Source organism: Stenotrophomonas sp. SMYL20 (genome assembly GCF_036320045.1).
Classification (GTDB): Bacteria; Pseudomonadota; Gammaproteobacteria; order Xanthomonadales; family Xanthomonadaceae; genus Stenotrophomonas; species Stenotrophomonas maltophilia_A.
The window spans coordinates 101,549-126,534 of the sequence record NZ_JAWIRT010000009.1 but is presented as its reverse complement, the minus strand read 5'-3'; the positions used below and the strand labels follow the sequence as shown (position 1 = coordinate 126,534).

Annotated in this window: 28 protein-coding genes; 10 read left to right on the top strand and 18 right to left on the bottom strand. The window is 67.3% G+C overall.

Annotated features, from left to right (window positions below):
• The first annotated feature begins 29 nt into the window (after positions 1-29).
• Positions 30-749 carry a GntR family transcriptional regulator gene (locus V3B48_RS08965; protein WP_012510388.1) on the top strand — a complete coding sequence of 240 codons (720 nt, stop codon included), beginning with the start codon at positions 30-32 and terminating at the stop codon, positions 747-749.
• A 148-nt stretch (positions 750-897) separates the two neighbouring features.
• Here the strand turns inward: V3B48_RS08965 and V3B48_RS08960 are convergent, their stop codons facing one another.
• Positions 898-1,230 carry a hypothetical protein gene (locus V3B48_RS08960; RefSeq protein WP_329893562.1) on the bottom strand — a complete coding sequence of 111 codons (333 nt, stop codon included), beginning with the start codon at positions 1,228-1,230 and terminating at the stop codon, positions 898-900.
• A 151-nt stretch (positions 1,231-1,381) separates the two neighbouring features.
• Between V3B48_RS08960 and V3B48_RS08955 the strand changes: the two genes are divergently transcribed.
• Positions 1,382-2,329 carry a nucleoside hydrolase gene (locus V3B48_RS08955; protein ID WP_329893561.1) on the top strand — a complete coding sequence of 316 codons (948 nt, stop codon included), beginning with the start codon at positions 1,382-1,384 and terminating at the stop codon, positions 2,327-2,329.
• 4 nt (positions 2,330-2,333) lie between these two features.
• On the opposite strand, the gene V3B48_RS08950 is transcribed toward V3B48_RS08955, so the two are convergent.
• The 6 genes from V3B48_RS08950 to V3B48_RS08925 all read right to left on the bottom strand — a co-directional run bounded on the left by V3B48_RS08950 (position 2,334) and on the right by V3B48_RS08925 (position 8,242).
• Positions 2,334-3,593 carry an MFS transporter gene (locus tag V3B48_RS08950; protein WP_329893560.1) on the bottom strand — a complete coding sequence of 420 codons (1,260 nt, stop codon included), beginning with the start codon at positions 3,591-3,593 and terminating at the stop codon, positions 2,334-2,336.
• Positions 3,594-3,670: 77 nt separating this feature from the next.
• Positions 3,671-4,684 carry a hypothetical protein gene (locus V3B48_RS08945; RefSeq protein ID WP_329893578.1) on the bottom strand — a complete coding sequence of 338 codons (1,014 nt, stop codon included), beginning with the start codon at positions 4,682-4,684 and terminating at the stop codon, positions 3,671-3,673.
• Positions 4,685-4,789: 105 nt separating this feature from the next.
• Positions 4,790-6,103 carry a HAMP domain-containing sensor histidine kinase gene (locus V3B48_RS08940; RefSeq protein WP_071227777.1) on the bottom strand — a complete coding sequence of 438 codons (1,314 nt, stop codon included), beginning with the start codon at positions 6,101-6,103 and terminating at the stop codon, positions 4,790-4,792.
• Positions 6,100-6,840 carry a response regulator gene (locus tag V3B48_RS08935; protein WP_285302468.1) on the bottom strand — a complete coding sequence of 247 codons (741 nt, stop codon included), beginning with the start codon at positions 6,838-6,840 and terminating at the stop codon, positions 6,100-6,102. The genes V3B48_RS08940 and V3B48_RS08935 overlap by 4 nt, the downstream gene beginning before the upstream one ends.
• 58 nt (positions 6,841-6,898) lie before the next feature.
• On the bottom strand, positions 6,899-7,444 hold the full coding sequence (locus V3B48_RS08930; protein WP_121503940.1) for a redoxin family protein: 546 nt from the start codon (positions 7,442-7,444) through the stop codon (positions 6,899-6,901).
• A 3-nt stretch (positions 7,445-7,447) separates the two neighbouring features.
• Positions 7,448-8,242, bottom strand: a complete 795-nt coding sequence (locus tag V3B48_RS08925; protein WP_285302470.1) for an alpha/beta hydrolase — start codon at positions 8,240-8,242, stop codon at positions 7,448-7,450.
• 342 nt (positions 8,243-8,584) lie between these two features.
• Here V3B48_RS08925 and V3B48_RS08920 point away from each other — a divergent pair, with 342 nt between their 5' ends.
• From V3B48_RS08920 to V3B48_RS08900, 5 genes are all read left to right on the top strand, one after another.
• The gene (locus tag V3B48_RS08920) at positions 8,585-9,229 is read left to right on the top strand and encodes a DoxX family protein (protein ID WP_329893559.1); all 645 of its coding nucleotides are present in this window, start codon (positions 8,585-8,587) and stop codon (positions 9,227-9,229) included.
• Between the two features lie 100 nt (positions 9,230-9,329).
• Positions 9,330-9,806 carry an EF-hand domain-containing protein gene (locus tag V3B48_RS08915; RefSeq protein ID WP_049422760.1) on the top strand — a complete coding sequence of 159 codons (477 nt, stop codon included), beginning with the start codon at positions 9,330-9,332 and terminating at the stop codon, positions 9,804-9,806.
• A gap of 56 nt (positions 9,807-9,862) precedes the next feature.
• On the top strand, positions 9,863-10,708 hold the full coding sequence (locus tag V3B48_RS08910) for a DUF692 domain-containing protein (protein WP_329893558.1): 846 nt from the start codon (positions 9,863-9,865) through the stop codon (positions 10,706-10,708).
• The gene (locus V3B48_RS08905; protein WP_329893557.1) at positions 10,701-11,435 is read left to right on the top strand and encodes a putative DNA-binding domain-containing protein; all 735 of its coding nucleotides are present in this window, start codon (positions 10,701-10,703) and stop codon (positions 11,433-11,435) included. Before V3B48_RS08910 ends, V3B48_RS08905 begins: the two co-directional genes overlap by 8 nt.
• Positions 11,436-11,518: 83 nt before the next feature.
• Positions 11,519-12,157 (top strand): ferric reductase-like transmembrane domain-containing protein, encoded by a 639-nt coding sequence (locus tag V3B48_RS08900; RefSeq protein ID WP_329893556.1) that lies wholly within the window; start codon positions 11,519-11,521, stop codon positions 12,155-12,157.
• Positions 12,158-12,219: 62 nt separating this feature from the next.
• Here V3B48_RS08900 and V3B48_RS08895 read toward each other — a convergent pair whose 3' ends face one another.
• The 6 genes from V3B48_RS08895 to V3B48_RS08870 form a co-directional block, all read right to left on the bottom strand.
• The gene (locus V3B48_RS08895; RefSeq protein ID WP_329893555.1) at positions 12,220-12,624 is read right to left on the bottom strand and encodes a hypothetical protein; all 405 of its coding nucleotides are present in this window, start codon (positions 12,622-12,624) and stop codon (positions 12,220-12,222) included.
• 27 nt (positions 12,625-12,651) lie between these two features.
• Entirely contained in the window at positions 12,652-13,788 is a 1,137-nt protein-coding gene (locus tag V3B48_RS08890; protein ID WP_329893554.1) for a metallophosphoesterase, read from the bottom strand.
• Between the two features lie 134 nt (positions 13,789-13,922).
• Entirely contained in the window at positions 13,923-15,461 is a 1,539-nt protein-coding gene (locus V3B48_RS08885; protein ID WP_180837924.1) for a TerC family protein, read from the bottom strand.
• A 43-nt stretch (positions 15,462-15,504) separates the two neighbouring features.
• Positions 15,505-15,729 carry a helix-turn-helix transcriptional regulator gene (locus V3B48_RS08880; protein WP_010483459.1) on the bottom strand — a complete coding sequence of 75 codons (225 nt, stop codon included), beginning with the start codon at positions 15,727-15,729 and terminating at the stop codon, positions 15,505-15,507.
• Positions 15,729-16,196, bottom strand: a complete 468-nt coding sequence (locus V3B48_RS08875) for a DUF2975 domain-containing protein (protein ID WP_032127655.1) — start codon at positions 16,194-16,196, stop codon at positions 15,729-15,731. The genes V3B48_RS08880 and V3B48_RS08875 overlap by 1 nt, the downstream gene beginning before the upstream one ends.
• A gap of 182 nt (positions 16,197-16,378) precedes the next feature.
• The gene (locus V3B48_RS08870) at positions 16,379-16,960 is read right to left on the bottom strand and encodes a hypothetical protein (RefSeq protein WP_049398870.1); all 582 of its coding nucleotides are present in this window, start codon (positions 16,958-16,960) and stop codon (positions 16,379-16,381) included.
• 129 nt (positions 16,961-17,089) lie between these two features.
• Here V3B48_RS08870 and V3B48_RS08865 point away from each other — a divergent pair, with 129 nt between their 5' ends.
• Together V3B48_RS08865 and V3B48_RS08860 are read left to right on the top strand one after the other, a co-directional pair.
• Positions 17,090-17,401: a metalloregulator ArsR/SmtB family transcription factor gene (locus tag V3B48_RS08865; RefSeq protein WP_004147836.1), complete on the top strand. Its 312-nt coding sequence runs from the start codon at positions 17,090-17,092 to the stop codon at positions 17,399-17,401.
• 24 nt (positions 17,402-17,425) lie between these two features.
• Entirely contained in the window at positions 17,426-18,820 is a 1,395-nt protein-coding gene (locus V3B48_RS08860; RefSeq protein WP_329893553.1) for a DUF2867 domain-containing protein, read from the top strand.
• 36 nt (positions 18,821-18,856) lie between these two features.
• Here the strand turns inward: V3B48_RS08860 and V3B48_RS08855 are convergent, their stop codons facing one another.
• Positions 18,857-19,780 (bottom strand): alpha/beta hydrolase, encoded by a 924-nt coding sequence (locus V3B48_RS08855; protein ID WP_032127632.1) that lies wholly within the window; start codon positions 19,778-19,780, stop codon positions 18,857-18,859.
• Between the two features lie 173 nt (positions 19,781-19,953).
• Between V3B48_RS08855 and V3B48_RS08850 the strand changes: the two genes are divergently transcribed.
• Positions 19,954-20,928, top strand: coding sequence for a LysR family transcriptional regulator (locus V3B48_RS08850; protein WP_049443813.1), 975 nt, complete (start codon positions 19,954-19,956; stop codon positions 20,926-20,928).
• 3 nt (positions 20,929-20,931) lie between these two features.
• On the opposite strand, the gene V3B48_RS08845 is transcribed toward V3B48_RS08850, so the two are convergent.
• The 4 genes from V3B48_RS08845 to V3B48_RS08830 all read right to left on the bottom strand — a co-directional run bounded on the left by V3B48_RS08845 (position 20,932) and on the right by V3B48_RS08830 (position 24,887).
• Positions 20,932-21,432 carry a GNAT family N-acetyltransferase gene (locus tag V3B48_RS08845; protein WP_032127656.1) on the bottom strand — a complete coding sequence of 167 codons (501 nt, stop codon included), beginning with the start codon at positions 21,430-21,432 and terminating at the stop codon, positions 20,932-20,934.
• A gap of 14 nt (positions 21,433-21,446) precedes the next feature.
• Positions 21,447-21,884 (bottom strand): hypothetical protein, encoded by a 438-nt coding sequence (locus V3B48_RS08840; protein WP_032127634.1) that lies wholly within the window; start codon positions 21,882-21,884, stop codon positions 21,447-21,449.
• Between the two features lie 72 nt (positions 21,885-21,956).
• Positions 21,957-23,699 carry a GGDEF domain-containing protein gene (locus tag V3B48_RS08835; protein ID WP_032127635.1) on the bottom strand — a complete coding sequence of 581 codons (1,743 nt, stop codon included), beginning with the start codon at positions 23,697-23,699 and terminating at the stop codon, positions 21,957-21,959.
• Between the two features lie 162 nt (positions 23,700-23,861).
• Positions 23,862-24,887: an AI-2E family transporter gene (locus V3B48_RS08830; RefSeq protein ID WP_012510371.1), complete on the bottom strand. Its 1,026-nt coding sequence runs from the start codon at positions 24,885-24,887 to the stop codon at positions 23,862-23,864.
• Between the last annotated feature and the right edge of the window lie 99 nt (positions 24,888-24,986).

Sequence of the window (24,986 nt, the reverse complement as noted above, 5' to 3'; positions counted from 1 at the left end):
CCGGCACTACCTGGCGGTACACTTCCACCATGGCCATTGCCCCTGCCCCGCGGTCACCGAAGAAGCGCGCACCTCTGTACGAAGAGGTGGCCGAACACGTGCGCGAGCGCATCTACGATTACCGGCTGCCGCCGGGAGAATGGATCGACGAGCCCGCGCTGTGCGAAGAACTGGGCATCAGCCGCACGCCCCTGCGCGAGGCGCTGAAGCTGCTGGCCGCCGAAGGCCTGGTGCAGATCGATGCCGGTCGTGGCAGCCGGGTCACCCGGTTGACGCTGGAAGACCTCAACCAGCTGTTCCCGGTGATGGCGATGCTGGAAGGCCGTTGCGCGCATGAGGCGGTGAAGCACATCGACGACGCCGGCGTGCAGCAGCTGGAAGACCTGCATGCAGCGATGGAAGCAGCGGCTGCCGAGGGCAACATCGCCGAGTACTACCGCAACAACTACCTGATCCACGAAACCGTGCAGCACTACGCGGGCAACCCGTGGCTGATCCGCATCACCCACGACCTGCACCGCATCCTGAAAATGCACCGTGGCCGCCAGCTGTTGACGCCGGGCCGCACCGCGCAGTCGTTGGCCGAACACCGCGAGTTGATGGAGTGCTTCCGCCGCCGCGACGCGCAGGCTGCCGAACGCACCATGGAACGCCATCTGCTGAGCCAGGGCCAGGCACTGGCCGCCTATGTGGCGGCAGGCGGGCTGCTGAACGTACCGGCGCCGTTGCCGACCGAAGGCGGCGGCTGAGCTGTTGAGGTTGCCGGCCAGCGGCCGGCACTACCGGCCGCAGCCAACCGCTGTTCTGTGGAGTCGAGCCATGCTCGACTGCCTTTCGATCAGGCACCGCGGCGTTGGAGCGAAGTGCAGTCGAGCATGGCTCGACTCTACACAGACCTCAATCGCTGCAGCTGCCACCACCACCGTCACTGCTGCCGCCGTCGCTTCCACAGTCGGAGCTGCTGTAGCTGTGATGACTGTGGCTGTCCCCGGAATAGCCGCCGGAGAAATCGGCGGGCCCACCGCCACTGCCATCGCTCCGCGCGGGTGAGCCATCGGCAGTGGCCACTGCCATGCACAGGATCGCACCGACCAGCGGCAGCAGCCAGATCAGCAGCAACTGCACCGTCCGGCCGCCCACCGACAGGCCATCACGCCTGACGATCACCACGGTAGCCACCACGTTCAGGCCCAGCACCAGCAGGACCAGCAGAAGGGCAACGATCAGCATTCGGCGACTCCGTGCCTGGACTGGGGGCATTATGGCCTGCCACCCCGGCAATGGCCCTGCCTGTCATGAAGATGGGACAATGTAGGGCGCGCCGGCCTGCCCCGTGGCCGCCGGCGCCCCCCGCACCACACGGAAGAAGAAGAACAACAACATGCTGAAAGTCATTTTCGATACCGACCCGGGCGTCGACGACGCCCTGGCCCTGCTGTACCTGCACAAGCACGCCCAGATCGACCTGATCGGCGTCACCACCACCTTCGGCAATGCCTCGGTGGAGTCGACCACGCACAATGCGCTGTACCTGAAGCAGGCCTGGGGCTTTGCCGCTCCGGTCGCGCGCGGTGCCGGTGGCCCGCTGCAGCCGGAAGCCACCCCGGAAGCCTGGCCGGTGCACATCCACGGCCACAACGGCCTGGGCAATCACCCGGTGCCGGCCAGCCTGGACGTGGCCGCCGATGCGCGCCCGGCCCATCAGCTGATCATCGACCTGGTCCGCGCCCATCCGGGCGAGGTGACCCTGGTCGCGGTCGGCCGCATGACCAACCTGGCCCTGGCGCTGCAGCAGGTCCCGGACATCGCCGGCTTGGTGCGCGGCGTGGTGATCATGGGTGGCGCTTTCCACGTCAACGGCAACATCACCCCGGCCGCCGAGGCCAATATCTGGGGCGACGCCGAAGCCGCCGACGTGGTGTTCACCGCCAGCTGGCCGGTTACTGCGATCGGTCTGGACGTGACCACCCGCGTGGAAATGGACCGTGACGGCCTGGACACGCTGGCTGCCATCGGCGGTGCCGACGCCGAGCTGGTGCGTGCGCTGTCGCAGGACTACGTGGACTTCTACCTGCAGGCCGGCCACAAGGGCATGGTCGTGCACGACTGCTGCGCGTGCATCGCGCTGACCCGCCCGGAGCTGTTCCAGTTCGAGCGCGCCAGCGTGCGCGTGGCCACCGACGGTGTCGCCCGCGGCATGACCATTCCCAAGCCGGAAGGCCTGGCGTTCGGTCCCAGCGTGTGGGATGGCCACGTGGTGCAGTCGATTGCCATCGGCGTGGATGCGGCCGCGGTACTGGCCGACATCGAGCAGACCCTGAAGGTCTGACCCGCTAGCGCCTGGCCCTGCCCGGGACCGTCTCGGGCAGGGTCCACAGCACCGGCAGCACCAGCACCGCCACCAGCGCGATCATCGCGCCCGGCGCCGCTGCCCAGCCGCTGCGCTCCACCCACCATTGCGCCAGCCATGGCGTTGCCCCGCCGAAGAAGGCGGTGGCCATGGTCACCCCCAGTGCCAACCCGCTGACCCGGCCCTCGCCCGGGAACTGCTCGGCCGTAGCCGGGGCCGCCACCGCGCTCACGCCACCGGCTACACAGGCCAGCAGCACCGCCGCCAGCGCGATGCCCAGCGCCGTCGCCTGTGCCATCCACGCGAACAGGGACAGCGGCAGCAGCGCCGCCAGCACGGTCAGGCCCAACAGCATCGACCGTCGCCCGACGCGGTCGGACAATGCGCCACACAACGGCGTGATCGCAATGACCGCCACTGCCGCAATCGTCGACAGCCACAGTGCATCACCTTCGTCATGACCCTGCGCATGCAGGAATGCCGGCACATAGGTGATGCCCACGTAATAAGTAATCGAGCCCAGCGCCGAGATCGCAAAGGTGCGTGCCACCGCCAGTGGGTGGTTACGCAATACGTGGCGAAGCGGCGTAGCCGGAATACTGCCCTCGCGACGCTGGCGTTCGAACTCCGGCGATTCGTGCATGCCCGAGCGCGCGACCAGGATCACCAGTGCCAGCGCGGCACCGAAGAAGAACGGAATGCGCCAGCCCCAGCTGTCCAGCTGCGCGGTGGGCAGCAGCGCAACCGTAAGCGCCGAGATCGCCACCGCCAGCAGCGCGCCCACCTCGCTGGCCGCCGATGCCAGCGAGGTCACCAGCCCGCGTCGCCGCACCGGCGCGCTTTCCAGCAGGTACGCCACCACGCCGGTGTACTCACCGCCCACCGAAAATGCCATCACGCAGCGCAGTACCAACAGCAGCGCGCCCGCCGTAGTGCCCGCCGTGGCCGCTGTCGGCAGCAGCGCGGTGGCCAGCATCGCCGCTGCCATCAAGGCCATCGACGCCAGCAGCATCCAGCGCCGGCCCAGCCGGTCCCCCAGGTGGCCGAAGCACAGTGCGCCCAGCGGGCGCATCAGGTAGGACACCGCAAAGCCGGCCAGGGTGACCAGCAGCGCCTGCTCGCCACCACCGAAGAACACCCGCGACAGCACCGTGGCGAAGTACAGATACAAGGTGAAGTCGTACCACTCCACCACCGTGGACAGGCCGGCCACCCACATCGAGCGCTGCCGCTCGGCAGTCATTGCGTGTTCGCCTTCAACAGCCTCGATCCCGGTTGCGCAGGTTCGGGGAGGATGTCACGGCCGGGGTGAAATACCGGTCATCGGCTGTCCGTCGCCTGCATGTACTGGGTTTCATGGCCGGTGAATCGCTCACCGTCAAAGCCGAAGCAGAAGCGTCCTTCCTCGAACACGCGGTAGACCAGCAACGCACCATCAAGGCAGAACTGTTGCTGGTCCACACCCGTTTCCAGTGTCCCGTAGCCGGTGGCGTCTCCGCCCTTCCCCGCCGGGCCGGTGAAGGCATCGATCGGCAATGGCGTGGCGCGTCCGGTGCGGGTGTCGACCAGCACCAGCGTGCGCTGGAAGTACTCGGGACGATCATCGACCTGTACCAGCAGATAGTGCTGGTTGAAATTGGGCTTCTGATGCTGGAGAGCTTCTTCAATGGCGGCCCGGTGCCGCGCATCGCAGAAGTCGACCGGGCTGTAGCGGTAGCTGCAACCGTCGTGGTCGTAGGGCAGGTTCATGCCGGAATAGCTCACGTCTGCCTGGCTGCCCGCGTCATCTCCCGGCTCCGGCGTGCTGCACAGCAGCCACGAACGCTGCGCATCCTCCGGGTCGGCCAACAGCTTCGGCTCACGGCCCGCTTCGTAAGCCGCGCCACCCGGGAAGTCCTGCCCCAGGTGCTGGCGGGCGATTGAACGCGCCTTCTCCAACGGCAAGGCAATCCTGGTCCCACGGAGCGAGACGAACGTCATCGTCGGGAGGATCACCTCTTCCACCGGCAGCCCCTTCCACTGCCCCTGCACGCAGAACGTGGCGATCTCGCTCTCTTCGTCCACCTTGCAGGGTTTCGGCGCATTCGCGGCCAGCCAGGGATGGGCCGGGCGATCGGTCTGAACGTCGATGTACCAGCCGTCCAGCGCGCAGCTCGGCAGCGCATCGAGCAGCGGAGAGAGGTCTTCTGCCATGGCCGGGGCGGCAAGCGGTGTGCCCGCTGCGGGTGCTCCGGTCGGCGCATCCGTTGTGCGCTGGCATGCCGCCAGCGCGAGCAGACCAATCAGCAGCGCGACGTGGCGCGGACGCCGGATTGAATGATGCGCTCCCTGCATTGCGTGTTTCCTGGTTTCGACACTCCCTGCAGATGATCGCCGATCCCGGGGCCGGGCAGGATTGCCATAGATCCGCGCCGTGCGTGGATGCTCTGACCGCGCCAATTACCCCGGCAGCTGCAGCTCCGCCCGCAGGCCGCCCCCCTCGCGGTTGTGCAACCGCAGCGAGCCGCCCAGCGACTGTGCCAGCTGCACCGCGATGGCCAGGCCCAGGCCGGTCCCGCCGGTATCGCGATTGCGCGAGCTTTCCAGCCGGTGGAACGGCGCCAGCACTGCCTGCAGCTGGCCCTCGGGAATGCCGGGGCCACGGTCGGAAATTCCGATCCACACCCTTCCGGCCTCATCGCGGCCCGCCTCGATCTCGGCGGCACCGGCGTAGCGCAACGCGTTGTCGACCAGATTGCCGACCACCCGGCGCAGAGGCTGCGGCCAGGTCTGCACGACCAGTCCAGCGGGCGCACCACCACTGACCGGCTTGCCCATGTCCTCGTAATCGCCGACCACACTGGCCAGGAACGCGCCCAGGTCCATCGACACCGGCGCGCCACTGGCGACGTGGCTGCTGCGCGCATAGGCCACGCCCTCACGCACCAGTTGACCCAGGTGGTCGAGGTCGGCCAGCAGCCGCTGCTGGGTGCTGTCTTCAGGCAGGGTCTCCACCCGGAGCTTCATGCGCGTGATGGGGGTCTGCAGGTCGTGCGAGATCGCGGCCAGGATCTGCAGGCGCTCACTGACATGGCCACGAATGCGTGCCTGCAGTGCATTGAGTGCGGCCGCCGCGCCGCCCACTTCCGCAGGGCCGTCTTCAGGCAGTGCAGGCCCGTCCTTGCCCGGCTGCAGATGCTCCACCGCATGCGACAGCTGCTGCAGCGGGCGCATGGCCAGGCGCACCGCCAACCACGCGCACACCAGCAGCAGCGCCAGCTGCACCAGCAGCACGGCGGGCAGCCAACGTGCCAGCGGCAGGCCCGACGGAGTGACTTCAATGGTCAAGGGTGTGCCGTCGTGCAGGCGCAGTTCCACCTCGAACCGCTCCGGCAGGCGAGCCACCTGGCGCGCCTGCAACGGATAGCGGTGCTGCAGGCTGTCGTCGATGATCGCCGTGACCTGGCGTGCACGATCGGTCTGCAGTCCCGGCCCAGCCGCAGCCGGGCGCAGCAGGTAACGGTAGGTGCGCCGCTCCAGCCGCGGCACCCAGGCATCGCGCTGGTCCTCGGGCAGGTGCTCCAGCAGCGCGACACTCACGGCCACGTCTTCATCGAGGTTGCGCAGCATCATGCTGCGGGTGGACTGGTAGCGTTCGAAGAACAGCAGACCGAAGGACAGTGCGTGGGCCAGGGCCAGTCCGCCCAGCAACACCAGCAGCAGCCGCGCCGACAGCGTGCGCGGCCAGCGTGGACGGCGTGCGGTGGTGTTCATTCGTCCGGTCCCAGCAACTGCACCGGCACGCTGAACACATAGCCTTCGCTGCGCACGGTCTTGATGTAGGTCGGCTCGCGTGCGTCGTCACCCAGGCGCTGCCGCACGCGGCTGACCAGCAGGTCGATCGAGCGATCGAACAGTTCGGCATCGCGGCCCTGGGTGAGGCTGAGCAGCTGGTCGCGGCTGAGCACCCGATTGGCGTGATCGAGGAACACGCGAAGCAGGCGGAACTCGGCGCCACTGAGCGGATAGGCGGTGTCCTGCGCATCCAGCAGGTGGCGTGCGGTGGTGTCCAGGCGCCACTCGCCGAAGGCCAGCTGGCGACCTGCTTCGCTCACCTGCAGATTCGGCGGCAGCATCCGGGTGCGGCGGATCACCGAATTGATGCGTGCCAGCAGTTCGCGCGAAGAGAAGGGCTTGGTCACGTAGTCGTCAGCGCCCATTTCCAGGCCGATGATGCGGTCGGTCTCGTCGTCGCGGGCGGTCAGCAGCACCACCGGCACCGCACGATGCTTGCCGGCGCGCAGGTTGCGGCACAGGCTCAGGCCGTCCTCGCCCGGCATCATCACGTCCAGCACCACCAGATCCACGGCATGGGTATCCATCAGCGCGCGCATGGCCCGGCCACCGTCGGCCTGGCTCACGCGCAGGCCGTTGCGTTGCAGGTAGTCGGCCAGCATCTGGCGAATCTCGCTGTCATCGTCGACGACCAGGATGTGCGGTACATGGTTCATTGCGTTCTCGATGAAGGCAGGGGGACAGCGCCGCGCGGCGCGGCCATGGTAGCGCGGCTCAGGGGCTGGCCAGCAGGCGCTGGATCTCGCTTTCGGTACGTGCGTAGTCGCCCTCGCCGTAATGGCGGTAGACCACCCGCCCCTGCCGGTCGAGCAGGTACAGCGCGGGCCAGAAGCGGTTGCCCCACGCGTTCCAGATCCGGTACTGGTTGTCCTGCACCACCGGCCAGGTGATATCCAACCGTACGATGGCCTTGCGCACGTTGCCGGGCAGCCCTTCATAGGCGAATTCCGGTGTATGCACGCCGATCACCCTCAGGCCCTGCGACGCGTATCGCGCATGCCACTGGTGGACATAGGGCGCCACGTTGAGGCAGTTGCTGCAGGTGTAGGTCCAGAACTCGACCAGCACCACCTGCCCCTGCAACTGCTTCAGTGTGAGCGGTGGGCTGTTGTGCCAGGGCCCGCCACCGTCGAACCCCGCCATCGGTGCGGCATCGAGCGGCTGCGCGCCGGCATCCGCACCGGGCCATGCCAGCAGCAACGCCGCTCCGCCCAGCAGCCCCAGCAACAGCGGCAATGCGTACCCTCGCAGTGCGGCCATCGCTCAGCCCCCCTGCTCGGCCAGCGGCAGTTCCGCCGGCTTCACCCCTGCCGCTTCCAGGATGCTGTCGGCCACCTGCGCCGGATGCGAAAGCAGCGACACATGGCTGCTGCCGATCGATTGCAGCTGTGCACCGATGCGACGTGCGGTCGCGGCCTGCAGTTGCGGCGACAGCATGCGGTCATCGCGGCTGAGCACGTACCAGCTCGGCTTGCTGCGCCACGCCGCAACGTTCACCACCTCGCCCAGCGCGCTGGCCTTCAACGGGACCTGCGTGCTGTACAGCAGTGCGGCCGATTTTTTCATCACGTCCGGCGCGAAGTCCTGGGCGATGGCATCAGCCGGCAACGTCAGGTAGCCATCCCTTTCCTGCAGTTGGGCCAGGCCCGGACCGACCGGGAAACCTTCGCCCTGTTGCGCCGAAGACTGCCCTGCATCCGGTGCGAAGGCCGCCACGTACACCAGCGCCTGCACCTTCGGGTCATTGCCCGCTTCGGTGATGACCGTGCCACCCCAGCTGTGGCCGACCAGCACCACCTTGCCGGGTGCGGCGGCAATCGCGCGACGGGTGGCGGCGACATCGTCGGCCAACGAGGTGAGCGGATTCTGTACGGCCACCGCCGGCAGCTTCCAGTCATGCAGGGTACTGATGACCTTGCTCCAGCTGGAGCCATCGGCGAAGGCGCCGTGCACCAGGATGACGGTGGGCGGTGCAGCGGTATCGGCCTGGCTGGCGAAGGCGGGGGCGGCGGCGCCGGCAAGGGCGAGAGCAGCGGCAAGCAACGAGGTACGGATCATGGGTGGCACTCCGGTGTTGGGAGTGGCCATTTCCGCCTGCCGGTGTATCGCCGCTGTTTCTCCGCGGCGCGGAGTTGTACCGGACTGTAGGGCGCAGGCGGGTTTCTACAGTGGGATACATTCGGGTGCCGTGCCTGGCCGGGCGCTACCGGGTGGATATCGCTCCCCGCACGGGGGCGCGCAACGCCCCGATGTGCGTCAACGCATCGTCTTTGTATCTGACTGTACGAAACCCCGGCCGCAGCCACAGTCGCTGACAAAACCCCGGGCAACGGCACACGTTGCCGATACCTGCGCCGCCTGAAATGGCCTCCATCGCCCACTGGCCCGCAGGACACCACCATGATCAGCACCGCCTCTTCCGTGTATACCCCCCGCCTGGACGCCGTCGGCCGCTGGCTCTCGCCATTGGCGCTGCGCACCCTGCTGGCCTGGGAGTTCTTTGAATCCGGCCGCGAGAAGCTGGGCGGCCAGAACTGGTTCGCCGACCTGGAAGGTCGCTTCCCATTCCCATTCTCCACCCTGCCCGCATCACTGAACTGGCAGCTGGCCACCTGGCTGGAACTGGTGGGTGCAGTGATGCTGCTGCTCGGCCTGGCCACGCGCTCGGTGGCTTATGTGTTCTGGGTGCTGACCGTGGTCGCCATCGCCGCCGTGCACTGGCCCGACCAATGGAACGGCCTGGGCGAACTCTGGCAGGGCTATGCGATCACCGACCAGGGCTACGGCAACTTCAAGCTGCCGCTGCTGTTCCTGGCCATGCTGCTGCCACTGATCCTCAACGGCGGTGGCGCACTCAGCGTGGACCGACTGCTGGCCGGCTCACAGCACGCCCCCGTTGGCAATGACGGCTTGGGTTGGGGCGTCAGCCTGATCGCCCTGCTGCTGCCGGTTGCCGCGCTGCTGCCCGGCATCGGCTTCGGCGGCGCCCTGTTCGGTGGTGTGCTGCTGGTGGGTTACGTACTGCGCCGTCGCCGCAACGCCTGATCCGCTTCGCCCCTTCACCGCGCTTCTTCCCTTCGTTTCCGTCGCCTTCAAGCGGCGTCCATCCCGCACGCCCCGCGTGCATTCCCAAGGAGTCACCACCATGTCCGTCTCGACCAAGAACACCCTCTCCTCCCGCCTGCCGCGCATCGGTGCCGTCGGCATCGCCCTGGCCGGTGGCCTGCTGCTGGCCGGCCAGGCTGCGGCGATCCAGCCACTGGCGATCAGTGCCGTGGCCATGAGCGCCGCCGCCGAAGGCAAGTGCGGTGAAGGCAAGTGCGGGGCCAACAAGACCGCCACCGGCAAGCCCGCCGGCAAGGCCAAGGTGGCCGAGGGCCAGTGTGGCGAAGGCAAGTGCGGCGACGCCTCGTTTGCCCGAACCGACCGCGACCACGATGGCCGGGTCTCGCGTGCCGAGTTCAACGCCGTGGCCGCCAAGCGTGCCGCCGAGTTCGACCGCATCGACACCGACCACGACGGCTACATCAGCGAGCAGGAAGCGCACGACTACCTGCGCAGCGTCTACACCGCCAACGGCAAGCCGATGCCGAAGGGCCTGTTCTCCCGCGTCGCCGATTGATCGACGTTCAACCGGCGCCGCATCCGAGGCGGCGCCCTCTCCCTGGAGCAACCGTCATGACCCTGCCCCTGCCTTCCAATGCCGCCGGTCTTGGCCTGCGTCGTGGCCTGATCGACGAACTGCTGGCCATGCCGGCCGGTGCCATCGACTTCCTCGAAGTTTCGCCCGACAACTGGATCGGCGTCGGCGGTGCACACGGTGCAGCGCTGCGCAGGTTGAGCGAACGCCACCCCCTGACCTGCCACGGCCTGTCGCTTTCTTTGGGCGGTCCTGATCCGCTGGACCGCACCCTGCTGGCCCAGACGCGTGCCTTCCTCGACCTGCACCAGGTGCAGCTGTACAGCGAACACCTGAGCTACTGCGCTGCCGGTGGCCACGTCTACGACCTGCTGCCGCTGCCGTTCACCGCCGAGGCCGTTCACCATATCGCCGGTCGCATCGCCCAGGTGCAGGACATGCTGGGCCGACGCATCGCCGTGGAGAACATCTCCTACTACGCCGTTGCCGGCGCGGACATGAGCGAGATCGACTTCATCAACGCCGTGCTCGCCGAAGCCGACTGCGACCTGCTGCTGAACGTCAACAACGTTTTCGTCAACGCCTGCAACAATGGTTATGACGCCTTCGAATTCCTGGCCCGCGTGCCGGCCCACCGCGTCGCCTCGCTGCATGTGGCGGGCCACTTCGATGAAGACGATGGCTTCAAGATCGATACCCATGGTGCACCGGTGAAAGGCGTGGTCTGGGCACTGTTGCGCGAGGCCTATGCGCGGGTGGGCGTTCGCCCCACGCTGCTCGAACGCGACTTCAACTTCCCCCCGCTTGCCGAATTGCTGGCCGAGGTCGGGCAGATCCGCCAAGCGCAGGCCGAGGCACGTTGGCCCGAGGTGGCCCATGGCTGAGTCGCTGGCGACCCTGCAACGGCGCTGGGCCGATCATGTGCGCGACCCTGCAAAGACCGCACCCGATGGCATCGAGGCGCGGCGGATGGCGGTCTACCGCCGCCTGTGCATCGACAGCTTGGACACCCTGCTGGCCAGCAGCCTGCCGCGACTGCAGCAACAGTTGGGCACGTCGCGCTGGCGCGACATCGTGGAGCACTACTACGCCAGCCACATCTGTCACACCCCGTTGTTCCCACGGATCGCCGGCGAGTTCGCGGCCTGGCTGGCAGTGCAGGACACGCTGGCACTGCCGGGCTGGGCAGCAGAACTGGCGCACTACGAGAGCACGCAGCAGTCGCTGCACATTGAAACGCGTGACGGCGGGCGGCCGCTGCAGCGCGCTCCCGTAGGCAATGATGTGCTGGCGGTTTCGCCGTTGGTGCGGGTGCTTGGCTACCAGTGGCCAGTACATGAGGACGGGGCGCTGGAGCCGGTGTTGAGCACGGCTCCCACGCTGCTGGTGATCCAGCGCCTCGCCGATTTCAGCCTGCAGACCGAGGAACTGTCACCGCCGGCCTACGCGCTGCTGTCGGTTTTCGGTGACGACGGCGCGCCGGTGGATGAGGCACTTCAGGTGCTGTCCGAAACACATGGCGTGGCAACGGACGCATTGCGCGTGGTCTGCCTGCCCGTTCTGGGCGAGCTGTGCGCGGCGGGCGTGCTGGTTGTGCCGAACGACTGTTGAAGGTGCCGGCCAGCGGCCGGCACTACCCCTTCATTGGCCGGCCAGCCGCCGGCACTACCCATCCCCTACTTCGAGGTTTGATCATGGCCGTTTCCAATCCCCCCCTGCTGCACGGCTGGCGCCTGTTCGTGGCCATCGCGGCGGTACTGATCGCCTTCGCGCTGGGCGCGTTCGCCCTGCATGCCGATGTGGCCGAGGGCAGCCGAGCAGCGATCCGGGTCACTGCACGCACATCGTTCCTGCTGTTCCTGGCAGCGTTCACGGCATCGTCGTTCGCCAGCCTTCTGCCCAGCCCGTTCACCCGGTTCCTGCTGCGCGAACGGCGCATCATCGGCCTGTCCTTCGCGTTCTCGCACCTGCTGCATGCCATCGCCATCACCAGTTTCGGCATCCTCAACCCGGCATTCTGGCCAGCACGCTCAGCGCTGGCCAACCTCCCGGGCACGGTGGGCTACATCGCCATCCTGGCGCTGGCCATCACCTCGCATCGGGGGCTCGCCCGGCGCATGGGACCCACGGCCTGGCGTCGCCTGCACGTCACCGGCATGTGGATCATCGCGGCGGTTTTCACCTACTCGTACTTCAAGCGCGTGCCGGGCAACTTCTGGTATGCGGTGCCGTCGGCGCTGCTGTTCACCGCCTTCGTGGTGCGCTGGATCGCCAAGCGGGCGCAAGCGCTGCGTCGAAGTGCGCATGCGCGGCCGCCGCTGCGAGCGGCCTGACGGGCCGGGGTCAGATCCCTTTGCCAAAGGCGAAGGGATCTGACCCCATCATGTCGTCCCCATCAGCCGTCACGTGTGGCGCGATAGGCAGCGTAGGCATCGAGGATCTTCTGCATCCGGGCCTGCTGCTTCACACCCATCGGTGCCCGTTGCACACGCTTCAGCAGCGTCTTCCACATGTATCCGGAACGGAAGAAGTAGGGCCGCACCTCAAGGAAGGTCAGCACGACATCCACCGTATTCGGATCCTGCTCAGCCAGTTTCTTCAGCGCGTTGGCGTAGCCACCCGGGAAAGCAAGCTGTTCATAGCGCTGGTTGTATTCCGCGCAGGCTGCTGTGTGCCGCTGCATTTCTTCCGGGCCACGCCAGCGCGCGCCAGCGGCTTCGCGGATGGCTTGGCGCAGCCGATTGATCTCGTCCGCATTGGCGCGGATCAGTCGTTCCATGGGTGCGCGGGGATGGGACATGGTTCCTTCCCTGTGGTTTGTCAGGGGTCACAGGGCGCGGCGCAGGGTGATCAGGGTGATCTCCGAAGGAACGCCGATGCGTGCCGGGAAACCGGCCCACAGGCCAGCACCATTGCTCACGTACAGTGTCATGCCATCCACCTCGTAACGCCCGGACACATAACCGCCATTGGCGCGCTTCACCAGCTGGTCCATGCCAATGATCTGGCCGCCATGTGTATGCCCGGACAGCTGCAGCTTCACCCCACGCGCGGCAGCCTCGCGTGCGTTGCGCGGGCGATGGTCGAGCAGGATCACCGGCGCGCCCGGATCGGCGCCAGCCAGCGCGGCCTCCAGGTCCGGCAGCGGCAGACCGTAGCGTGCGGCCACCGGGTCGGTGACGCCGGCAATGGTCAGCGCCGCGTCACCGCGTCGTACCTGCAGATGACTGTTCTCCAGCACCTGCATGTGCAGCGCGCGGAACGCCTGCATCCAGTCCTGGTACTGCGCGTAGTACTCGTGATTGCCGGTGATGGCAATGACGCCATCCGGCGCCTGCAGATCGGCCAACGGACGCGCGTCGTCGCGACGGGCCTCGACACTGCCGTCGATCAGATCGCCAGTGATCACGATCAGGTCCGGCTTCAGTGCGTTGCTCTCCTCCACCACCCTGCGCACCCAGTCGCCGGTCAGCAGGCGACTGGCATGGATGTCGGTCAGCTGCAGCACGCGATAGCCGTCGAACCCGGCCGGCAACCCGGCGATGCTCACCTCGATCTGCCTGGGCTTGGGCACCGCCATTCCCTGGCTGACGCCATAGGCGCTGACCAGCAGCGCCAGTACACCCGCCGCCGGGCGCAGCTTCGGCGCGCGCAACGCCGATACAGCACGTGGCCTGCGCAGGATGCGCGACACCAACAGGCCCGCGTCCAGCACCAGCAGGAACAGCGCCAGCAGCAGTACGGCAGTCGAACCCGTGGCCAACGAGGCGATGGCCAGCTTCGGGATTTCCGGCGAGGCCATCGTGCCCCAGAACATGGCGACGATGCGCAGCTGCACGGCAACGCTCACCAGCAGCAGCGACAGCACGACCTTCATCCAGATGGGCATGCGCAGTGGCCAGAACAGGCGCCAGGCCACATACAGGCCCATCAACAAACCGATCGTACTCAGCACTGCAACCATCCTGGAAAGAAAGCGGGCCCGCCATGGTGACGGTTGCCGGCAGTGTTGTGTAGAGCCGGGCCCGTACCCGGCTGCTCAGGAAGCAGTCGAGCATGGCTCGACTCTACAGAGGGCCAGTCGAGCATGGCTCGACTCTACGAAAGCCCGATGCGTTCCACCCGCAGGCGGGCGATGCGACGCTTCTCCATTGCCAGTACGGTGATGCGTACATCCGCGATCTCCACCGTGTCACCGATGTCCGGCAGGCGCCCCAGACGCTCCAGCACCAGACCGGAGATGGTCATGTAGTCGGCACTGCGTGGCAGCGAGACGCCGGCCAGGCGCTGCAGGTCGTCCAGGGTCAGCGCACCGTCGGCCTCCCACTGGTTCTCGCCCTGCGCCTCCACGCCATAGCGCTCGTCCTGGGTGTCGACCAGGTCACCGGCAATGGCCGCCAGCAGATCGTTGGCGGTCACCAGGCCTTCCACACTGCCGTACTCGTCCACCGCTACCGCCAACGGCACCGGGTGCTGGCGGATCAGTTCCAGCGCCTGCAGTGCGCTGGCGCTGGACAGCACGTACTGCGGCTCGCGCAGGTTGCCCTCCAGCTGCAGCGGCCTGCCCTGCAGCAGGTCGGCCAGAAGGTCGCGGCTCTGCACCACGCCGCGCAGGCTGTCCAGGTCGCCATCACCCACCAGCAGGCGGGTGTGCGGCGATGCCACCAGGCGTGCCACCACATCCTCCTGCCCACGTGCCAGGTCGATCCACTGCACGTCGGCACGCACGGTCATCACGCTCGACACCGGGCGATCAGCCAGGCCCAGCACGCTGCGGATCATCTCGTGCTCGGCCGGCTGCAACCGCTCTTCGGCATCGACGTGTTCGTCAGCGTTTTCGTCGTCGTGGCCATTGGCCGGGCGCGCGCCCAGCATGCGCAGCACGGCGTCGGCGGTACGCTGGCGGAAGGGCTGGCGGCGCTCGTTGCGCTCACGATTGAAGCGCACCCACTGGTTGAAGGCTTCAACCAGGATCGAGAAGGCGATCGCCGCGTACAGATAACCCTTCGGAATCTTGTAGCCCAGGCCTTCGGCCACCAGGCTGAAACCGATCATCAACAGGAAGCCCAGGCACAGCACGACCACCGTAGGATGCTTGTTGACGAAACGGGTCAGCGGCTTGCTGGCCACCAGCATCAGCACCATCGCGATGGTCACCGCGGCATACATCACGCCCAGGTTGTCGACCATGCCGACCGCAGTGATCACCGAGTCCAGCGAGAACACCGCGTCGAGCACCACGATCTGAGCCACCACCATCGCGAAGCTGGCGTAGACCTTCTTGCCATCCTCGTGATGCTCGCGGCCCTCCAGCCGCTCGTGCAGTTCCATCGTGCCCTTGAACAGCAGGAACAGACCACCGCCCAGCAGGATCAGGTCACGCCCGGAGAAGCTGTGGTCGAACAGCGTGAGCAGCGGTTCGGTCAACTTCATGATCCATGCCAGCGCGGCCAGCAGCACCAGCCGCATCAGCAGGGCCAGCGCCAGGCCGATCACCCGCGCGCGGTCACGCTGGTGCGGCGGCAGTTTGTCGGCCAGGATCGCGATGAACACCAGGTTGTCGATGCCGAGAACGATCTCCAGCACGACCAGGGTTGCAAGGCCCATCCATATCGAGGGGTCAGCCAACCATTCCATTTCAGGTCCGTTTCGTCAGTAGGTAAGGGAGAAGGGGAAACACTCAGTCAGCGTCCTGCGCCTGCGTCGGGTCATGCCCCAGCAGGTCACCGGGCGTGCATTGCAGCTCACGGCAGATCGCATCAAGTGTGGAAAAGCGGATGGCGCGCGCCTTGCCGGTTTTCAGGATCGACAGGTTGGCCAGGGTGATGTCGATGCGCCCGGCCAGCTCGGACAGGGTCATGCCCCGTTCCTGCAGCATGCGGTCCAGGGTGATGACGATCGCCATCAGATGACACCGTCGAGGTCATCGCGCATTGCCGCACCCACGGCAAATACGCGTGCCAGCACGAACAGCATCAGCACCGCGACCAGACCGGTGATCGACATGCCGCCGCCCACCTCCATCCAGGTGAAGTCCGGGCCCATCCAGGCGGCGTAGGCGCCGATCAGGATCGACAGCACCTCCATCGACAGCATCAGCCAGGCCATGCGCTGCAGGCGCTGTGCATTGGCGTGGGTGAACGGCCGCTCGCGCGCCGCCGACTTCAACAGCCGCAGCAGGTGGCGCAGGAACATCAGGCACAGCACCAGCAGCGCGACGATCGCGCCCAGGCCCAGGCAGAAATGCAGGAACAGGTCGCTGCCATGCACGGCAGCGGCATCAGCGTCGTGGATGCTGTCGAGCAGCCAGCTGCGGTCGTGGGCGACCAGCGGCACGGCCAGCAGTGCGGCCAGGATGCCCAGCCAGCACATCGCCCGCACCGCCTGTACGGCGGCCTGGGCCAGGGTGAACAAGCCTCGCGCGGGTCTGGCGCGGGCGGGACGAGCGGTCAAGCGGCCTCCGGCATTGGGGTGGCCTCGCCGCCCCGGGTGGATTTATCGATAAACGATATACCACTTGCCGCGTGAAAGGCTGAATCGCGAGCGTGGGCCCTTCAGGGCCCAGGCGCGCCCTGCGCCAGCATCGCTTCGCCCGGGGCCGCCGAGGCCATCGCCTGCACGCCGGCTTCGGCCGCCTGCCGTGTGACCAGGCGGAATCGCACCTGCAGCTTGCCCTGCCCCGGCGTGGCCCAGCCGTACTGGATGGCCACCTGATCGGCCGACAGCGGCCCACGCCCTGGCAGCGACCGCACCTGCAACGGCTTCGGTGCGGCCTGCACCAACCGGGCGAATCCCTTCTGCACGACCGCCGCGTCGGCCTTTTCGGCGTAGACCGTACACGTGCCATCGTCAGCCCAGCTCACCGCATAGCGGCCACTGGCCAGAGGCACCATCCAGGCCACGCCCGATTGCCCCTGCAACAGCGTCGCGGCTTCGGCGGGCTGCAACGGCGACAGCCCATTGGATTCCATCAGCGACTGCAACCGCGCCGGGGCACCGATGTGCTGCATGCAGGCAGTATCGAACAGCTCGCTGAAGGGATCCTGCGCAGGGGCCTTGGCCTTTGCAGTACGCGCAGGTTGCGCCACCGCCAGGGTGGGCAGCAGGGCCAAAGCCAGCCAGAACACAGGACGCATCGGGATTCCACGCTACGGAAAACAGCAGGGAGGATGGCAAAGCCCGGGCGCCACGCGCAACGGGTCATGGCTTGACAGCCGCCGCTGGCGGGAGGAGTATCAGTTAACGAATTAGTTAATTAGCTCGCCATGGACCGTATCTTCGAAGCCCTCGCCTCCACCGCCCGCCGCCAGATCCTGGCCTATCTCAGCGCCGGTGAGCTGAGCGCGGGCGAGCTGGCCGAACGCTTCGACTTCAGCAAGCCGGCGCTGTCCAGCCACCTGCGCATCCTCGAGGAAGCCGGCCTGATCGAACGCGAGAAGCGCGGCCAGTTCGTCTACTTCCGGCAGGTGCCCGACCGCTTGGCCAACACGCTGTTTTCCTGGGCAGCCGAAGTGTGTCCGGTCGGCGGCCCGCTGAAGCGCGAAGCACGCGCGCGCCGCAAGTCCCCAGCCCGCTGAACCGCCCCGCCAAGGAGCATGACCATGCCTGGTTCGACCCGCGACCGCCGTTCGTTTCCAGGGGTGCAGCTTCCGGGGCAGGAGGGCGGAAGCCCGACCGAAGTCACCTTGATCGCGCAGCTCGGCATCGGTGCCGGTGATGCGCTGGTGACCGACGCCAGCCAGCGCCAGCGCCACCACCCGGCCTTCATCGATGCGCTGGACGAGCCTTCGGCGCGACTGGGCGGCATGCATCTGCAGCAGGGCGACGCCTCCTCGCTGTACAGCTTCACCGTCGGTGCCGGTGGTCACCCGTTTCATCGCCATGCAGGCCCGCGCACGTTCACCGCCATCGCCGGAAGCGCGGGCGCCGAGCTGCGCTTCGCCACCGCCTCCGACGCGCAGCTGGCGCGCGATCCCGCTGCCTTCGCACGCACGCTGCGGCGCATCCGCATTCCACCGGACTGCCTGTTCACCGTGCGCTTCGGCGGCGGCACGTGGCACCAGTTCGCATCGAACCATCGCACACATCCGGCGCTGTTCGCGTTGTCCTGCCACAGCAATGAGCTGGCCGGGGCGATGGATGAGCACGCCCGTGCACAGGTTCAACGCAATGCGGCCGATATCCCCAGCCTGACCGAGGTACTGCCCGATACCCACTGGCCATCGGCCACGGCACTCTCGGCAGCGCCACTGCTGCAGCTGTCGCTGCAGGCTGCGCCCCCCAGCCTGCGTGCCCGGCTGTGTGCGCGTACCCGTGCCCTGCTCGGTCCGCTGCGCCGGATTCCACTGCGGCCGCTGCGCGGGTTCGTCGAACGCGCCACACCGGCCTACCCGGTCCAGTCGCAGGCACCACACAGCGACGGGCTGCTGGCCACTGCGCTGCCGCACAGCCACTACCAGGACCAGACCACGCTGTGCCTGGACAGCGCGCAGGTCGCGCATCACTCCGCGTCGGTACTGCTGGCCGATGTACTGGAAGGCTTCCTGCGCAATCCGCCTACCGGCGTGGGCCACCTGATGGCACTGCGTAACCGCCTCGTGGCGCCGTTGCGGCTGCGTACGTCGCCGCTCGGCTGCCCTGTATCGTCACTGCTGTCGACCGACCGCAGCCGGTTGTTCGCCGGTCGCTACCCGGTGCTGGACGCGCACATCGATGACGGGGACACCTGCGCCGAAGTGCTGCTCGGTGCCGATGATCGCCACCTGCGCTTCCGCAGCAGCGTGCGGGTGCAGCGCTGTGCCGATGGCCACGTCGAGATCAGCCTCGGCTCGCGCGTGCAGACCCGCAATGCGTTCGGCCGCCTGTACATGGCGCTGATCGATGCCGCGCACCGGCACTACGTCGCGCCGGCACTGCTGCGCCGCGCGGTCGAACATGCGCTGGCGCCGGAACTGGCCGATCTCGATGACTGGGCGGAGTACTCCGCGTACAGATGATGCCGGCCCGTGGCCGGCACCACCTGCCACATCAGCTCACAGGTGCTGCTTGAAGAAGGGAACGACCGCTGACAGGGCCTCGCGCACCGGCTCCGGCTTGTCATACAGGTCGTAATGCGACCAGCCTTCCACCACCTTCAACTGCTTGTGCTTCGACGCCGCACGGCCATGGATCTCCAGGCCATCGCGGTAGGCACCAAAGCCACCCGGCTTGTCACCGATCACCACCAGCAACGGTTGGGTCAGCAGGACTTCGGCCAGGTGGAAGGCATCCCAGCCCACCGCTGCACCGCGATGCGAGAACAGCGCACTGACCACGCCGTTGGGCTGCGGCTCGCGCGTGCGGTAATAGTCCGTGGCCTCCAGCACATCGATATCCGTGATGCCGGCGGCGCGCCCCTGTTCCACCGAAGGCGGCAGGAACAGGTCCACACGGGCCTCGCCGCCGCGCATCTCGGCGGTGCGCTGGGCAGCGATGGCCTCCAGCGTGCCGATCGGATCGAATCCGCCAAAGCCCTCACGACTGAGCCGGCCAAAGTTGACACCGGTGATGCTGGTGACCGCCTTGATGCGGCGCTCGGTCATGGTGGCGTTGATCGCGTAGCCACCACCGCCACAGATGCCCAGTACGCCGATGCGTTCGGCATCCACGTACGGCAGGGTGACCAGATGGTCGACCACGCGGCGTACATCCTCCACGCGCTGGGTCGGGTCTTCGACCCGACGCGGCTCGCCACCGCTGGCGCCCTGGAAGCTGGCGTCATAGGCGATCACCACGTAGCCCTCGCGAGCCAGGGCCTCACCGTAGATGTTGCCGGCGGTCTGCTCCTTGCAGCTGCCGATCGGATGCATGCTGATGATCGCGGGATAGACCCGGTTGCGGTCGAAGTCCGGCGGGAAATGCAGGTCGGCGGCGATCGGCCAGGCCATGTCCGGATTCTGGATGTTGATGGTTTCCATGCTGCGGCTCCTCGATAGCGGCGGGAGGCGACGGGTGTCGCCGTTGCAAGCACGATAGACCCGGGATTGGGGCCGAAAAAGCGGCTAATCACAACCAAAGTAGTAAGCTGCAATTACCAAATAGCGACAACCTGTGCCGCCATCTTCTCCCGCCGTCCTGCCGACCGAGCCCCATGAGCGCCCCCAGCCCGATCAACCCGGCCCTGCTGCCCCAGCTGGCCTGGTTTGCCCACATCGCCCACCACCGCAGCTTCACCAAAGCGGCCGTTGAGATGGGGGTCTCGCGCCCGGCGTTGTCGCAGAGCCTGAAGACCCTGGAGAAACAGCTGGGGGTACGCCTGCTGCACCGGACCACCCGTGACATGTCGCTCACCGAGGAAGGCCAGCGCCTGTTCGACGCACTGCGGCCATCGCTGAGCACCATCGAAACCGCAGTACGCGACCTGCGCGCCAGCCATGACGCTCCGTCCGGCCTGCTGCGCATCAACACCGCGCGCCTGACTGCCAAGACGCTGATCGAACCGCATCTACCGGAGTTCTTCGCGCGCTACCCCGAGCTGCGCATAGAGCTGGTGATGGACGACGGCCTGTCCAGCATCGTTGCCGACGGCTGTGACGCCGGCATCCGCCTTGGCGAGCGGTTGGCCGAAGGCATGATCGCCGTGCCGGTCACGCCGATGCTGGAAATGGTGGTGGTCGCCTCGCCGGCCTACCTGGCCCGCCATGGCACGCCCACCACGCCCGCCGAACTGGCCGCCCACGAGTGCCTGGGCTACCGGCAGACCGGCAGCGGCGGGGTCTATGCCTGGGAATTCAGCACGCCGGGCCAGCCCGGTCATGACTTTGAAGTGGAACCGCGCGGACGCTATGTCACCAACGACGATGAGGGCATGATCCGCGCCGCGCTGCAGGGATTGGGCGTGATGCAGCATATCGATCTGTCACTGCAGCCGATGCTGGCCGATGGGCGCCTGGTCCGCCTGATGCCGGCGTGGTCGGCACCGTTCCCCGGCTTCTACCTGTACGTGCCTTCGCGCGAGCAGATGCCACCACGCGTGCGCGCCCTGATGGAATTCCTGATCGAGAAGCGCGAAGGCGTCGCCAAGGCGCTCGGCCGCACGGTACAGGCCCCGGCCACGGGCAGCTAGGCGTCAGCGCGGGTAGCGATACACCAGATCATCGGCATCACTGCGCACGGCGTGATCGTCCAGCACGCCGCCCAGCCGCTGTGCAACGGCCTGCGACGCCAGGTTGTCCGATGCCATGTAGCTGACCAGGGTCGGCAGCTGCGCCACCACGAAGGCCCAGTCGCGCAGCGCGCCGGCCGCTTCGGTAGCGAAGCCCTTCCCTTCATGGCCGTCATACAGCAGCCAGCCCAGTTCCTTTTCCGGGAACAGCGGGCCATGATTGATCCCGACCTGGCCGATGCAGGCTCCCGTATCGGCACGCTCGATCATCAACGCGCCATGGCCGAACAGATGCCAGCTGGCGAGGTCATGGCAGAACTGCCCCCACGCCGCCACCTCACCGAACGGCCCGCCCATGCCCCGCGCACGCGGCGAGGCCAGGAACGCGGCATAGACGCCGAAGTCATCCAACTGCTGTGGACGCAGCCGCAGGCGCACGGTGTGCAGGGTTGGAATCTCAAGCACGACGGCGCACAGGATCAGTACACGGCCAGGTGGCCACAACCGCGGCGCTGCGGCTGCCCTTCCATCGTCACCTGCACGCTGGCCAGGGTGTCCACACCTTCGGCAGTGCGACACGACTCACGCTTGATCTCGACGATGGCGGGCTGCTGGCCAAGCTCGCCGTTGAGCACGATCAGCGAGCTCGGTGCATCGGCCGGCTGCCCCGGATAGCGCAGCGTGCCCTTGTGGGTACGGCCGTCAGCGCTGAGGCTGGCATCGTGGTTGCCCTGGCCGGTGGAGGCGATCTCAATGCTCCAACCCGCACCGCCGCCGGTGAAAGCCGGCACCGGGCTCAGGTCGGCGGCAACCGAGGGGTGGCGTGGCGCATCCGCAGCGGTCTGCGACGAAGTGGAGGTACAGCCGGCCAGCATCCCGGCCAGCAGCGCTGCAGCAACGACGGGGCGAACGGTCATGATGCGCTCCTGCCAAATGGTCGAAGGTCCAGTCTAGGCAGCCATGCGTGCGCCAGCGATGAACATGATGTTTCAGCGTGGAATGCGCCCACCACCGGCGACCCGCACGCGGTCGCGACCCTGCGCCTTGGCCTGGTACATGGCCGCATCGGCGGCACGCAGCAGGGTCCGCCAGCCCAAGGCGTCGGTAGCACCGCGGGCCACGCCGAAGCTGGCGGTCACCCGCAGCACGGTACCGCCGGCCACCACGATGTCCAGCTGCTGCAGCGCAAGCCGCAGCGATTCGGCCAGCTGTCGGCCAGCGGCCAGGTCACCGTCGGCCAGCAGCACCAGGAACTCCTCGCCACCATAGCGGGAAATGCTGTCGCTGCGGCGAAGATGGCGCTGCAGCAGTTGCGCCACCTGTACCAGCACTTCATCACCCGCATCGTGGCCATGACCATCATTGATCGATTTGAAGCGATCAACGTCCAGCAGGATCACCACTGCGCTCATCCGCCCCTCGTCGTGGCGCTGCTGCACCAGTTCCTCCAGCGCGCGACGGTTCAGCAGTCCGGTCAATTCATCGGTGCCGGCCAGCTGGCGCAGCTCGCTGGTCAGCGCCGAGCGTTCGCGCGACTTCTCGCGCAGCACTTCAATCGCATCGAACAGGCGCTGCATCTCGGCCAGCGGATGGGTGACATGCTGCTCGGGCCCAGGCGCTTCGGAGGCAATCTGGATCACCTGCCGTTGTGCCTGCAGCAGAGGTCGCAGGATCTGCAGATGCGCGATACGCAGCGCCACACCCAGTACCACCAGGGTTCCCAGCGCGGTGGCCAGAAGTACCGCCAGCCGCGTGGCCTCCCGGTTGCGGGTGTGCTCGAACCTGGCGATGGACACACTCAGGTAACCGTCACGCAGCGCCTCAAGCGACTGCAGGGTCGGCACGTAGCGCGTGGTGAACTCGGCAGCGGTCCACGGCGGCGGCAGGCCACGCCGTCCGTCGTCGATCAGCTGTTCGATCATCGGCAGTGACTCGCCGAAGAACTGCCGGCGCGCCATATCCCAATGCCAGGACAGCGTCGGATCACTGCGGAACACCGATTCGTGGCTGCCGGCCAGCCGCCACAGTTCCAGCAGGCGGCCCTCGGTCTGCAGCGCCGCGCGCACCTGTTCGTTGCGCCAGGCACCGGGTACCGCCACCGGCGCCATCACGTTGGAGGCCAGACGCCCGCCGTGTTCGCGCAGGTCGATCAGCACCTGGCCCTGCATGGCTGGAATCGCCGCTTCGCGGTCGGCCCGGACCAGTACGTTGATCTGTGCCGAGGTCAGCAGGTGCAGGCGGTCGACCACGGCAAACATGCCGCTGATCGCGCGCTCCACGTCTTCGACACGTCGTGCGTCGCGCGGCTGCGCTGCCACCCGGTCCACGCCCGCGCGTGCCGACTGCAGGCGACGTTGCGCGTCTGCCAGCATCCCATGCTCATCCACCACGCCCGGATCAGCCGTGAACACGGCATCCAGCTGCTGCAGCGCGGTGTCCACACGCCTGCGCACCACCGCCAGCTGCAGCGTAAGCCGCGCATGCTCGCTGGCATCGGCCGGGTCGGCACCGAGCAGGCTGTTGGCCGGGCCGCGTTCGGCCGAGACCAGGTTGGCCAGGTCGAAGGTCTGGCGCAGCTGGCGCAGGCTGACCAGGTTGTCCTCGGCAGCGCTGTAGCGCAGCGTGCCCTGGACCAGCGCGATGGCCATCAACGGCAGCGTACAGACCACGAACGACCCCGCCAGGATCCAGACCCAGGTCCGCAGTCCGATGGGCGATGCCTTGCCGGCCATGCAAATTTCCCCTGAAGTGCGGATCACTGTAGCCGCCGGTCCCGGCAGCGCCAAGCCAGTGCCGCGCGAACCGTGACCATGGGTATACCGCAGCCACCGCGAACGCGCCGGCAAGGTCTCACCCCGCGCCGGGCTGAGGCGAATGCGTCACACCCTGCCGTACTAGATCCAGCGCTGGTCGACCAGTTCGCGCTTCACGTAGGCGTAGAACACCGGCGCCGCCACCAGGCCGGGCAGGCCGAACGCCGCTTCCATCACCAGCATCGCCAACAGCAGCTCCCAGGCGCGGGCCTGGATTTCGCCGCCAACGATGCGCGCATTGAGGAAGTACTCCAGCTTGTGGATCACGATCAGGTACAGCAGCGCCGCCACGGCCACGTAGAACGAGACCGAGAGCGCGACGATGGTGATGATGGTGTTGGAAATGATGTTGCCCACCACCGGCAGCAGGCCGGCGATGAAGGTGATCAGTACCAGGGTCTTGGACAGTGGCAGGTGCACGCCGAACAACGGCAGCACGCCCAGCAGGAAGATGGCGGTGAACACGGTGTTGAGCAGCGAGATCTTCACCTGCGCGAACACCACCTGGCGGAACGCGGTGGCCAGGCGGCTGGTGCGGCCGATCAGCTCCTGCGCCAGCGGGCCCATCTTCGGCAGCGGCAGTTCGTCATACAGCGCGATCATCGCGCCCAGCACCATACCGATCAGTACGCGTACGCCCACCTGCACCACCGAGGTACCGGCCACGCCCAGCTGGCGCTGATGCTCGGCGGCCCAGTCGTTCAGTGCCGTGCGCAGCGCCGGCATGTCCTCGGGGATGTACGGCTGCAGCAGCGCCGGCACCTGGTGCCGCGACGAATTGAGGATCTCCATCAGCCGCGCCAGCAATGCGTCCGGTCCACCGGTCTCGTTGCGGAAAAATGACGCCACGCCGATCCCGGCCAGCACCAGCGCGCTGATGATCACCGCTGACAGCACGATCACCGCGATCGCCCGCGCCCGGCCTGGCGGCAGCTTGCCCTCCACGGTGGAGGCCAGCAGGTGGGTCAGCTGGAACACCAGCAGGCCCGACAGCAGGGTCACCACCAGGCCCAGCTTCAACGCCAGCCACATGCCCAGCAGCATCATCAGCCAGGCCGCGATCCTCGGGACGGGGGGCTTGGGCTGGGCAACGAGGGCGTCTTGCATGGGCGGCACGTCCGGGCAGGGTGGCCCATGGTAGAGGATTGGCGGCGATGATTCCGGGTGCAGGATGAACAGGCAACACACGCGGATTCCGCCGCCCCT